Raw genomic sequence first — 12,556 nt, forward strand, 5'->3', positions numbered from 1 at the left:
GAGTTGGCTGGAGGTAAAGGTATGGCGCTAGATTTATTAAATATAGGCATGAGTGGGCTGAGAACGTCTCAGAAGCAGCTTAATGTCACCAGCCATAATATCAGTAACGTCAACACGCCGGGATACAGTCGCCAGAGCGCTGAGCAAAAAGCAGATGACGCTCACTGGATTGGCGGAAGTCAATATGGCACTGGTGCTTATATTGATAACGTCCGCCGTGCCTATGATCAGTTTGCCGCAAGGGAGCTGACCCAGTCGACCACTCAGCTGAATCATGCCAATGAAAGTCATGCCCAACTTGCGGTGATGGACGAATTCATCTCCAACAATGCCAGCAAAACCATTACTAGTATGAACGATTACTATGATTCGGTAAAAAGCTTGGCGGATCACCCCAATGACTTGGGTTCAAGAAAAGCGATACTGGAAAATGCCTCGCTTGTCAGTCAAACCGTCAACAGTACCTACGATACGCTTTCTAGTATGCAGCGTGATGTGAATGATCAATTAGTGGCAACGGTTGACCGAGTGAATTCCCTAGGGCAAGAAATTGCCACCTTGAACAAGCGGATCCAGGAAAACCCTGCCGGCGAAAAAAATGACTTGTTCGATAAACAGCAAAGCTTAATCAATGAATTGGCCCAGTACACGAAAGTGACGGCTCTAAAGGGTAAGGATAACCTTGCCAATACCGTTATTATCGGTGATGGCCAAACCTTGGTTTCGGGAACCGAATCGTCTCGCCTAACAGTGATCCCCGGTGAGCCAGATCCACTGCAGACCCGAATCGCGGTGGATGATGGCCACAATGCAACCCCTCTTAATGCTGAAAATATGGGTGGCATTTTAGGTGCGATGATTGGCTTTCGCACTGACGTAGTGGAACGGAGCATCGATGAAGTGGGCCGTATGGCAATAGGGTTTGCAGGACAGGTTAATACCATTCAGCGTCAAGGCTTGGATTTAAACGGAGATACAGGTAAAGAACTGTATGCCGATGTTAATGACCCTAGAGCCATGGCTCAGCGAGTACTTAAGCCTCTAGGTAGCGCAGCAGATTTGGCCGTAGGGATTGAGGATGTGTCAAAGCTTCAACTTGGCGACTATAAATTGCAGGCGACCGATAACGGTGGCAGCTACCGATATCAGGTGTTTAATAGCCAGGGAGAAGAAGTATTCAGCGAAAACATTGATGCGGTTGACCCGCAGGTTATTCGGGTCGATGGGATGAAGATTGATGTCAGCCAGCCTCCTGCTGATGATGAAGTCATCACCCTGAGGCCTGTTAGGCTTGGTGGTGCGCAAATGGCGATGAGTGCAACGGAGCCAGCAGATATTGCTGCCCAGCGTATCGTTTCTCCCGCGGCGGAAAATATGGGGAACGGCCAGCTTGAGGCACTCGATACAGCACAAGTGTTCGGGCAATATGACGTGGTGATTAATGAAAATGGTAACCGCTTATCTGTCTACGATAATGAGGGTAAAAAAATAGATTTGGTTGAGGTTGATGTAAACGGTAACCCTACAACAACCAAGAATATTAAATACCCGATACATGACAATGTCATTCGGTTTGCTGACACCTCAATGGTGCCAGACCCTAATGGTTTTGAAACCTTGACGTTGACAGGGCAGGCACAGGGTAACGATCGTTTTACTGTCCACCTGAATGCAGATAAAGCCGAAGGTGACAATAGCAACCTGATGACCATGCAGCACTTGCAGACGAACAAATCGATGAATAATGGTCGCTCTAGTGTCATTGACTTGTTTCAGAACCTCACAACCGACGTGGGTATCCAGAAGATGAACGCTGAAAAATTCGGCCAAATCAGCCAGCTTGATTTTGACGCGGCAACAGAACGAGTGTCGAGTGTCTCTGGGGTAAACTTGGACGAGGAAGCGGCCAACTTAATGAAGTTCCAGCAGGCTTATATGGCCTCATCGCGGATTATGAGCGTGGCCCGTGAAACCTTCGATACGCTGATGCGTGCGGTGTAAAGCGAGGAGCAATTATGATTAATCGTGTATCGACATTCTCTCAGTACCAAAATTTGACCTCTAACCTGATGCGCAAGCAAGGGGCAGTGAATAACACCAATGAGCAACTGGCTACCGGTAAGCGGATCAAGACCGCCGGAGATGATCCGATTGCTTCTGTTTCGACCCAAAACTACAAGCAACAATTGGTGCAAATAGAACAGTTTCAAAAGTCGATCACATTGGCCAATAACCGTTTAGGGACGCTCGAAACTTCACTGAAAAATGTCGAATCCCATATCGATAGCTCTAAGCAAAAAGTGATTGGGATGATAAACGGTGCTATGGGGGGGGATGATAAGACCGCCTTTAAAAATGAGTTAGAAAGCTTGTATGAAGGGCTGCTGAACCTCGCTAACACCCAGGATGAAGGTGGGAACTATGTGTTTTCCGGTCACCAAGTACGCTCTCAGCCCTTTGTCGAAGATGACAGCGGTAAAGTGATATATAAGGGCGATAGTGGCCACCGTGAAGCACGTATTGATACCTCGGTACATGTAGATACCAGCCAGCCTGGCGATCTGGTTTTTATGGGCATTGATAACCCATTTGGCGACTATCGACCAGATTATGCAGGGCTTCAAGCTGAATCAGGGTTGTCATTACTTTCTGCTACCAACCAGGATCTCAATGACCCAACCACATACAGCGTGACGTTTGTCGATGATGGTCAGGGTGGCTTGAACTACGAGCTATACGGGAATAACCAGCTACTTGATACTCAAGGCTACGATCCTGCCAAGGGGGTTCAGTACACAGACCCGAATCCAGAAAGCCAAATCCATCTTGATTTTCAGTTTAAGGGGGATATCAAAGCTGATGATAGTATTACCTTGGATAAGGCTCCGACGATTGACTTGTTCCAGACAATGAATGATGCCATTAATTATTCAGAGTATGACACTGAATCCCCTGAAGCACGAGCTAGCCTGCAGCGCTCAATAGAAGAGCTTAACGGAGCGTATGTCCATATGAACCAACGCCGTTCGGAAGTCGGCACAGGCCTAAAAACGCTGGAAACTTATGAAGCACAACATAAAGATTTCGAGTTGAGCCTTAACAAAGCCAAGGGCAGCCTTGAGGATTTGGACTATAGCAAAGCTATTATTGAGTTGAACGAAGACATGCTGGCTCTTCAGGCCTCCCAAGCGGCATTCAATCAAACCAAGCAGCTTAGCCTGTTCAACTATATGTAATCAGAAACCATGTTTATAAAGCGGCAGTGTCTTGCCGCTTTATAAACATCTTTTTGTTAAAATGATTAAAGCGGCAAAAAAATCCTTGCTAGTTCGAAATGGTGGTTGATATTTTCTCGCCCATCGCCCATCGCCCATCGCCCATCGCCCATCGCCCATCGCCCATCGCCAGCAAAAACTTTTTTTAAAAAAATCCTAAAGGTATTTTTATCCGTGCCGTTAACAGAAGTACTTAAACAAAAATAGATATTTACCCCCTGCTAAGGCTGGGTTGTAACTCAACAAGGAGCGAAATATGTCTGTTACCGTAAATACTAACGTTTCAGCGATGACGGCCCAGCGTCACTTAGGTTCAGCAACGAATAACGTAAGCAGCAGTATGGAGCGTTTGTCTTCTGGTTTGCGTATCAACAGTGCTGCTGACGATGCAGCGGGTCTGCAAATTTCTAACCGTCTAACCAGCCAGACCAACGGTTTGAATGTGGCGATGCGTAACGCCAACGACGGTATCTCAATTGCCCAAACTGCTGAGGGTGCGATGCAGGAATCGACGAACATTATGCAGCGTATGCGTGATTTGTCACTTCAATCTGCTAACGGCTCAAACTCTTCGGATGACCGTGCGGCACTGCAGAAAGAGGTGTCTGCACTTCAGGATGAATTGGATCGTATTTCAGATACAACAACTTTTGGTGGCCAGAACCTGCTTGATGGTTCATACGGTACCCAAGAGTTTCAGGTTGGCTCAAATGCCAACGAAACTATCTCTGTGACACTGAGTGATATCTCATCTGCGGCACTAGGCGCCTCAATTGCTGAAGGTACCACTGAAGGTACTATTTTTGGTGGTGATGCTGGTGCTGTTGGCACTGCCGGTGTAATCACTACTGCAGAGACCTTAACGATTAATGCTGGTGGTCAAGACACGGATGTTGAGATTGCAGTAGATTCAAAGGCGACAGAAGCAGCGAAGGCAATCAATAATGCCAAGTCTGGTGTTACTGCAGATACCCTTGTCGAAGCTGAAATCGATAATGTCACAGACTTTGCTGGTACCATTGAAATAGGATCTACATCAGTAGAGATTCTATCCTCAGATAATGAACAGGCGATTGCTGATAAACTTAGCAATGCTGGTATTGACGCTGTAAATAATTCAGGCACGATTTCGCTATCGGCATCAGGCGTTGACGGTATTGAAATTACTCAGACATCTGGTTCTTTGGAATTGGCTAATGCGCCAGGTGGTACTGCAGGTACTGCATATACTATCGATGATACAAATTCTGATGGCTTCGCTTCTGCTGCTCTAACATTCTCATCGAATACTGATTTTAGTGTCTCTGGTGGTACTGAGGCTACTGGTGATGTAACCGCCACAGCTGAATTTAATCGTGTCAGTGAGGTTGATATCTCAGATGCTGCTGGTGCACAGAGTGCAATCGATGTATTGGACGGTGCTATTGCTCAAATTGATGAACAGCGTGCAGACCTCGGTGCGGTTCAGAACCGTTTCAACCACACGCTGAACAACCTAGCAAACATCAACGAAAACGTGAATGCGTCTAATAGCCGCATTAAAGATGTTGACTTTGCAACAGAAACCACTGACTTGACCAAGAACCAGATCCTACAGCAGGCATCGACATCAATTCTTGCTCAGGCGAAAATGAATCCTCAGGCGGCACTAAGTTTACTGTAATTTATCGGCCTACTGTAATTCAGTAAAGGTGGCATGGCCGAACAGGGCTGTGCCACAGCTTCATTATAGATATTGAACAAAGGGAGATGTGATTATCATGGACAAGATTTCAGATAACATCGCGGCTTCTTCTCTTCCTTCACTAAAGCCCACCACTGCAGCTAAGCAACTTTCAAATGAGTTGCAACTAGCAACAATCAAAACAGAGCTTTCGTCTAGTTATGATGTTCTGCATACAGAAAAAAGCGAACCTGTAAAAAAATCTGCAAAAGAGTCTTGTTCTGAACTTCGAGAAATTCAGCAAGAGCAGATTGACGCTCTCGCTAAACGGATTAACCGAGAATTGAAGTTTGAGTATGATGAAGAGCATGGTGAGCAGATCGTCTACATCTACGACAAGACTAGCGGCGATTTAATTCGTCAGATCCCGTCACAGGAATTAATGGAACTTAATTCTAATTTGGCTCAATATCCGGTCAATTCAATTAATAAAAAAGTTTAATCTTGGCTTGAAAATTGCTTTGTTTTATATGTTTGTTTCAGATGGCAACTTTGGTTGTTTGAACTTTTAGGAATATTGAATGGCTGGTTTATCGGTAGGCGGGTTAGGTTCAGGCCTGGATGTTACGGGCATGACACAGCAGTTGGTGGCTGCTGAGCGTATGCCCAAAGAACTCCGGATCACTGATGAAAAATCAAAAGTTGATGCCAGCCTCAGTGCCTATGGTCTGGTAAAGTCATCAGCGAGTACTATGCAGGACATGTTTGAAGAATTTGCTGATGACGAGGCCTTCTCGAGTAAATCAGCATCGACATCAGATTCAAGCTACCTCAGTGTTTCTGCTGAAAGCCATGCTCAAAATGGTAACTATTCTATCGAGGTCAAGCAACTAGCTCAAAGCCATAAGATTGCGAGTTCAGAGAGCTTTAATGCTGATCCAGGTTACAGTATGGGCAGTGGTCCTCTTGTGATCGGTATCGGTGGCAAAGAGATGACGGTTGATATTCGTGTCAGCAGCAGTGATCTTAAAAGTGTGGTTGAGGAAATTAATAGTCACCCTGAAAATCCTGGTATTTCGGCCACCATCATTACCGATAATGATGGGGCAAAAATTGTTTTTGCCAGCAGCAAAACCGGAGAAGACAATCGTATTAGTATTGATGCAAGCGGGGCAGCCGGCGATTTAAACCGACTATCGTATACCTATGACCCTGATTTACCTGAGCCTGGTGAGCCTGGTTACCCAAACCCACCACCGGATATGATGCAAATGCAAGCGTCTCAAGATGCTGAAATTGTCATCGATGGTTTTTCAACCATAACCAGTGAAACCAATAAATTTGAAGATGCTATTGATGGGGTAACACTGGATGCAAGCAAATTGACAGGGACATATGGGACCGGAGATGATACTGATGATATCGAAGTTAAAAGTGTCAATATTGAAATTAGTTTTGATACCGCGAAACCCAAAAACGCAATTGAAAGTTTTGTAGAGGCCTATAACAGTTTACATGAAATGGTTGCCTCCCAATCAACCTATGATGTCGAGACCGAAACTGGGGGACCACTGGTTGGTGACAGTGTTTCTAGATCATTGCTGAGCCAACTACGAAATTTACTTAATGAACCTGTGACTGTCAGTGGCCAAGATTACTTATTGGCAGATCTTGGATTGACAACAACGCGTGAAGGTAAGCTTGAAATTGATAATGATTTACTCGATAGCGCTATTGAGGAGAATTTCACAGCCTTTGGGCTTTTTTTTGATGGTGATAATGGTTTTTTATCCAAAGTCGATGGTTTGCTTGAAAGTTTTGTCGGTAGTGACGGTACCATTACCAGTCGTGAGGATAGTTTAAAAGAACAACAAAACAGACTTGATGATGATCTAGCGACGCTTGATGAGCGGATGAAAGCCTACGAAGAGCGCATGTATAAACAGCTGTCGGCCATGGATGCCGCCATCTATAAAATGAACAATGAACTCAGCACCATGATGAGTATGCTGGTTTTCTAAGGGTAACAATATGCAAGAGTTAGCAAATTTAGAACGACATACCAAAGCCTTGCTAGAGCTTGAGGAATATCCGGAAGACTTTTCAGAGCAACTGGAAAAGCTTGTTTCCGAGCGCCATGAGCGCGTCAAAATGATCTTGGCAGACCAAGAGCGGTTAAGCCGGGAAACCTTTGAGGACGTCCAGCAGCGTACTCGCGATTTGAAAGTACTACTAGAACAAAATAAAGCCCGTATCAGGCAGAAACTCCTGACCGCCAAGCAAGGCAAAAAATCAGTCTCTGTCTATAAAATGTATCAAAAATAAATAGGAAATAGCTATGCGTGGTTCGCTTCAGGCATATAAACAAGTCTCCGTTAACTCTCAGTTGGCCAGCGCATCGCCACACCGTGTAGTACTAATGTTACTATCAGGTGCGATTGAGCGTTTGGTTCAAGCCAAAGCGGCGATGGAGCAGGGGAATACGTCAGTGAAAGGTGAGCGAGTGTCTAAGGCACTGGCGATTATCGGCACATTGCGTGACAGCTTGTCGATGGAAGATGGCGGCGATATCGCAACCAACCTTGATAGCTTGTACGACTTCATGATGCGCCATGTGATTGAGGGCAACTCTAACAACCAGCCGGAAAAGTTCACCGAAGTGGTCGATTTACTACGTGAAATTAAGTCGGCGTGGGAGCAAATCCCTGCTGAATTTCACCACTTAGCAGAAGAATCATAACAGCCTGCCAATGCGGTTGTGGGGTTTTTCTCGATTCTCTCCAGTATAAAATCTACTCGATAGCTATCTCAGCTTATTTTTCACTGGGATAGCTTCACAGCTTTTGCTCACCGTTGGTTGCCTTATTCTGTACTTTAATTACAATGGTCGGATAAGATTTGAAGTGGTTTCTCGTCGCATTAGGCAGTGTTTTTCATAGTTTTGAATATGAAAGTCGATAATGTTAGTACGAAATAACTCTTAAGTAGGCAGGCAAACTCTTTTCTATGCAAGTTCATACCCTCGTTATTGATGATGACCAACAGCATCGCCATGATTTAAGCGTGATCCTTTCCTTTATTGGTGAGCAGTATGAGGCATATTCGTCTCTAGAGGTTAACAGTACGCACGGTGAAAAAGAGTGGGGGGCATGTTTACTTGGCAAGGTCAGTTCCAGTCAGTCATTGAGCACGCTGCTTAATTTTTTGCGCACCCATAACCACATTCCAGTGATCTCCATGAGCGATCATGAAAGTGAGCTGGCATCTTTACCCAATTATATCGGCAACCTCGACAAGCCATTGCACTATGGCCAATTGATGGATGCCTTCCGCCATTGCAAAGAGTTTTTGGGCAAGCAAACTTTCCAATTACCCTCTCTGGGCCGCAAGAATACTTTGTTCCGTAGTATGGTTGGGCGCAGCGAAGCCATTAGCCAGATCCGCCATTTGATGGAGCAAGTCGCTTCAACAGATGCCAGCGTATTGATTTTCGGCGAGTCAGGCACGGGTAAAGAGGTTGTCGCGCGTAATATCCATTACCACTCGACGCGAGGCAAAGGGCCATTTGTGCCGGTTAACTGTGGAGCTATCCCCCCCGATCTGCTGGAGAGCGAACTTTTCGGTCATGAAAAAGGGGCTTTTACCGGTGCAGTTTCTACGCGTAAGGGCCGCTTTGAGCTGGCCGAAGGTGGTACCTTGTTCCTGGATGAAATTGGCGACATGCCAATGTCCATGCAGGTGAAGCTGCTGCGTGTATTGCAGGAGCGCTGCTTTGAGCGTGTGGGTGGTAGTGAAACGATTAAAGCGGATGTGCGTATTGTTGCGGCAACGCATCGTGATCTCGAATCAATGATTGCCGGTGAAAAATTCCGTGAAGATCTGTATTACCGCTTGAACGTCTTCCCGATTGAGATGCCGGCCCTTCGCGAGCGAATGGAAGATATTCCTTTACTGCTGCAAGAGCTATTGGCTCGGATGGAAGCCCAAGGTGCTAAGCCTATCCACTTTACTCCTCGCGCTGTCACCTCTTTGATGGAGCATGATTGGCCAGGCAATATTCGTGAGTTGGCTAACTTGGTTGAGCGTTTGATCATTCTTTATCCGGGCGAAATGGTAGACATCAGTCACTTGCCGATGAAGTATCGCTACAGCCAGTTCCCAGAGTTCCAGCCGGAAGAAAACTTCCTGTCGGTAGACGATCATGAAAGGCTGGCATTGGCTGATATGTTTAGCAGCCATAGTTCGGAGCTGGATGATGCTCAGGGTCACAGTGATTTACCGCCGGAAGGGGTGAACTTGAAGGAAATGCTGGCAGAGCTAGAAATTGACATGATCAGCCAAGCTCTGGAAGCGCAGGGCGGGGTTGTTGCCCGGGCAGCTGATATGCTGGGAATGCGCCGCACCACCTTGGTTGAAAAAATGCGCAAATATGGTTTAAGTCGCTAGTCAAAATACCATCATTCCTAAGGCGCCAAATTATTGGCGTCTTTTTTATCTTCCCCTATAGATAACGTGCTGATAATAAAGATATAATTATGGCACTATTCATGCATGCTTCTTGTTCTTGGCATTTTATAATGGCATTTTTTGACAGCGTAGTGCTGGATGTTCCACGCCGAGCTCGTAGCTCATTTCTTTCTTTACGCGTCGCGATGTGCCCATTTTCGTTTTATTAGGTTTTCCATGGATGATAATCAGCCAGCCCTGAGTACCCCGCTTACTTCAAGTTCCGCTTTGGGGACATTGTCACAGCAAGTTAGCCGCTATCAGCAGGTGCTGGAAGTGATGCCATCTGGGGTGATTTTTTTGGATCCGGGCGGTATTGTCCACGAGGCCAACCCCGAAGCGATTCGTTTGCTTGGCGAGCCGCTACTGGACCAGCGCTGGGTCGATGTTATCCATCGGGCTTTCTCTCCACGTGACGATGACGGCCATGAGATCTCACTGAAAAACGGCCGTAGGGTGAAACTGGCTATCTCGGCATCGAACAGCGGCCAGCTGATTTTCATCACCGACATGACAGAAACTCGCCTGTTGCAGTCAAGGGTCAGTGAAATGCAGCGTCTGTCATCACTTGGCAAAATGGTGGCGTCATTAGCACACCAAGTAAGGACGCCGTTATCCAGTGCGATGTTATATGCCTCTAATTTGGCCGCACCGAATTTGACGGCGCCAATGCGAGAGCGTTTTCAGGGCAAGCTTGTCGATCGCTTGCATGACTTGGAAAAGCAAGTAAATGACATGTTGTTGTTTGCCAAAGGTGGCGACAACAAAGTGGTGGAGTGCTTTAGCCTTGAAACCCTGCTCAATGAACTGGATAGCATGGTCGAAGCACAGGTGCTGGGTAACCACGTTGATTTCAGTATTGATTGTGACGACGAATCTTTGCAGCTATTGGGCAATGCCAATGCATTGGCGAGTGCGGTCAGCAACTTGATCACCAATGCCATCCAAATGGCGGGCAAGCAGTGCCGGGTCGCGGTAAAGGTTATCGAGCAAAGTGGTTGGATCCACTTGGCGGTATTGGATAACGGACCGGGCATCGCCCCTGAGATGCAACAGAAAATCTTGGAGCCTTTTTACACCACGCGCCAACAGGGAACCGGACTTGGATTGGCGGTAGTGCAAATGGTCGCCAGTGCCCACAAGGGACGGTTGACCGTAGAATCTGAGCCCGGAAAAGGGGCTTGTTTTACCTTATCATTGCCGCAAGCTGGTGCCGCTCAAGAAGAGCACAATGAACAACAATTGGATCCGACAGGAGTAACACTATGAACCCAAACCGTGTTTTGGTTGTCGAGGATGACGAGGGGTTACGCGAAGCCTTGGTTGATACACTGGCATTGGCCGGTTACCACTCGCTGGAGGCTGATAGCGCCGAACAGGCCCTTTTGACGCTCAAAGCCAATACGGTCGATATCGTCGTGTCGGATGTTCAAATGGCCGGAATGGATGGCCTGGGTTTGCTACGCAGTATCAAGCAGCACTGGCCCAAATTGCCGGTTTTGCTGATGACTGCATATGCCAATATCGAAGATGCCGTCTCGGCGATGAAAGACGGCGCGATTGACTATATGGCCAAGCCATTTGCCCCTGAAGTGTTGCTCAATATGGTCAGTCGCTATGCGCCGGTGAAAAGTGAAAACGGCCATACCGTTGCCGCTGACGAAAAGTCATTGAAACTACTGGCATTGGCTGAGAAAGTCGCCAAGACGGATGCGAGTGTGATGGTGCTGGGCCCCAGTGGTTCGGGAAAAGAAGTGATGTCACGCTATATCCATCAGCACTCGAACCGCAGTGACGGTCCTTTTGTGGCGATTAATTGCGCCGCCATTCCAGACAATATGCTTGAAGCGACCCTGTTTGGTTATGAAAAAGGGGCGTTTACCGGTGCCATTCAAGCGTGTCCAGGCAAGTTCGAGCAAGCTCAGGGCGGGACAATTCTGCTTGATGAAATCAGCGAAATGGACTTGAACTTGCAGGCCAAACTGTTAAGGGTATTGCAGGAGCGTGAGGTTGAACGCCTGGGTGGCCGTAAGAGTATCAAGTTGGATGTCCGCGTTCTGGCAACCAGCAACCGTGATTTGAAAGAGTATGTTGCGCAAGGTCATTTCCGTGAGGACTTGTATTACCGTCTCAATGTGTTTCCGCTGTTGTGGCCGGCACTGTCCGAACGGCCGGGTGATATTGAGCCGTTGGCGAAATATCTGATGGCGCGCCACTGTAGTAAGCAGGGGCAGCCGATCCCTGATTTTTCACCCACGGCAATGGGTAAGCTCAAGCAGTACTCCTGGCCGGGCAATGTTCGGGAGCTCGACAATGTGATTCAACGGGCGTTGATCTTGCGTCATGGTCAATCGGTGGTGGAATCTGATATTTTGCTCGAAGGGCTGGACTGGCTGCAGGCCGATGGCTTACAGACGTTGATTGAACCCATGGCGGGCACGCACTTTGGTGATGAAGCAACCGGTGTGTCACATGCGGTGCCGAATGTGGCAACGGAGCAACAGGCTGCTGAATCAGCAAAAATGGCAACACCAGCGGATGGGTTAGGAAATGAGCTGCGGGAACAAGAGTTTTCGATTATTCTAGACACCATTCGTGCCTGCGATGGACGGCGCAAGGATGTTGCGGAAAAATTAGGGATCAGTCCAAGAACGCTGCGCTATAAATTGGCAAAAATGCGTGATGCTGGAATAGATATCCCAGTTTGAATACCGTAATGATGGACGAATTCCTTCATACTTAACGTGATAATATTTATAAAATTATTCGGCGACAACATTTTGACGGGTAGGAGAGAGTAATGAAAGTAAATGGACTTCAGGCCGAAATGCAGGCCATGCAACTGGAAGCAACCAACGCATCCCGCCCGGCAACCGGTCAACAGGTCAGCGCTGATTTCGGGGCCATGCTGGGCGATGCCATCAAAGGCGTCAACCAAGTGCAGTCACAATCCAATGATTTAGCAACACGTTTCGACCAAGGCGACCGCAGTGTTTCCCTGTCTGATGTCATGATTGCGCGTAACAAATCCAGCGTTGCCTTCGAAGCGACGGTACAGGTACGTAATAAAATGGTCGAAGCGTACAAAGAACTCATGAATATGCCGGTCTAA

11 protein-coding genes are annotated in these 12,556 nt (G+C 47.2%); all 11 read left to right on the top strand.

Annotated features, from left to right (window positions below; all coding sequences use genetic code 11):
* Positions 1-21: 21 nt before the first annotated feature.
* The 11 genes from flgK to fliE all read left to right on the top strand — a co-directional run bounded on the left by flgK (position 22) and on the right by fliE (position 12,556).
* Positions 22-2,001, top strand: coding sequence for a flagellar hook-associated protein FlgK (gene flgK / locus NHN17_RS09535; protein WP_255042146.1), 1,980 nt, complete (start codon positions 22-24; stop codon positions 1,999-2,001).
* 14 nt (positions 2,002-2,015) lie between these two features.
* On the top strand, positions 2,016-3,236 hold the full coding sequence (gene flgL / locus NHN17_RS09540) for a flagellar hook-associated protein FlgL (protein WP_255042147.1): 1,221 nt from the start codon (positions 2,016-2,018) through the stop codon (positions 3,234-3,236).
* 295 nt (positions 3,237-3,531) lie between these two features.
* The gene (locus tag NHN17_RS09545) at positions 3,532-4,938 is read left to right on the top strand and encodes a flagellin (protein ID WP_255042149.1); all 1,407 of its coding nucleotides are present in this window, start codon (positions 3,532-3,534) and stop codon (positions 4,936-4,938) included.
* Between the two features lie 97 nt (positions 4,939-5,035).
* On the top strand, positions 5,036-5,440 hold the full coding sequence (locus NHN17_RS09550; protein WP_255042151.1) for a flagellar protein FlaG: 405 nt from the start codon (positions 5,036-5,038) through the stop codon (positions 5,438-5,440).
* A gap of 79 nt (positions 5,441-5,519) precedes the next feature.
* Complete coding sequence (gene fliD / locus NHN17_RS09555; protein ID WP_255042152.1) at positions 5,520-6,959, top strand: flagellar filament capping protein FliD; 1,440 nt, start codon at positions 5,520-5,522, stop codon at positions 6,957-6,959.
* A 10-nt stretch (positions 6,960-6,969) separates the two neighbouring features.
* Positions 6,970-7,263, top strand: coding sequence for a flagellar biosynthesis protein FliS (locus tag NHN17_RS09560; RefSeq protein ID WP_255042154.1), 294 nt, complete (start codon positions 6,970-6,972; stop codon positions 7,261-7,263).
* A gap of 13 nt (positions 7,264-7,276) precedes the next feature.
* On the top strand, positions 7,277-7,678 hold the full coding sequence (fliS, locus tag NHN17_RS09565) for a flagellar export chaperone FliS (protein ID WP_255042155.1): 402 nt from the start codon (positions 7,277-7,279) through the stop codon (positions 7,676-7,678).
* Positions 7,679-7,944: 266 nt separating this feature from the next.
* On the top strand, positions 7,945-9,384 hold the full coding sequence (locus tag NHN17_RS09570) for a sigma-54 dependent transcriptional regulator (RefSeq protein WP_255042156.1): 1,440 nt from the start codon (positions 7,945-7,947) through the stop codon (positions 9,382-9,384).
* A gap of 237 nt (positions 9,385-9,621) precedes the next feature.
* Positions 9,622-10,713: a sensor histidine kinase gene (locus NHN17_RS09575; protein WP_255042157.1), complete on the top strand. Its 1,092-nt coding sequence runs from the start codon at positions 9,622-9,624 to the stop codon at positions 10,711-10,713.
* Positions 10,710-12,152, top strand: coding sequence for a sigma-54-dependent transcriptional regulator (locus NHN17_RS09580; protein ID WP_255042158.1), 1,443 nt, complete (start codon positions 10,710-10,712; stop codon positions 12,150-12,152). The genes NHN17_RS09575 and NHN17_RS09580 overlap by 4 nt, the downstream gene beginning before the upstream one ends.
* A 92-nt stretch (positions 12,153-12,244) precedes the next feature.
* Complete coding sequence (gene fliE, locus NHN17_RS09585; protein WP_255042159.1) at positions 12,245-12,556, top strand: flagellar hook-basal body complex protein FliE; 312 nt, start codon at positions 12,245-12,247, stop codon at positions 12,554-12,556.

This window comes from Photobacterium pectinilyticum (assembly GCF_024357955.1).
Lineage (GTDB): Bacteria > Pseudomonadota > Gammaproteobacteria > Enterobacterales > Vibrionaceae > Photobacterium > Photobacterium pectinilyticum.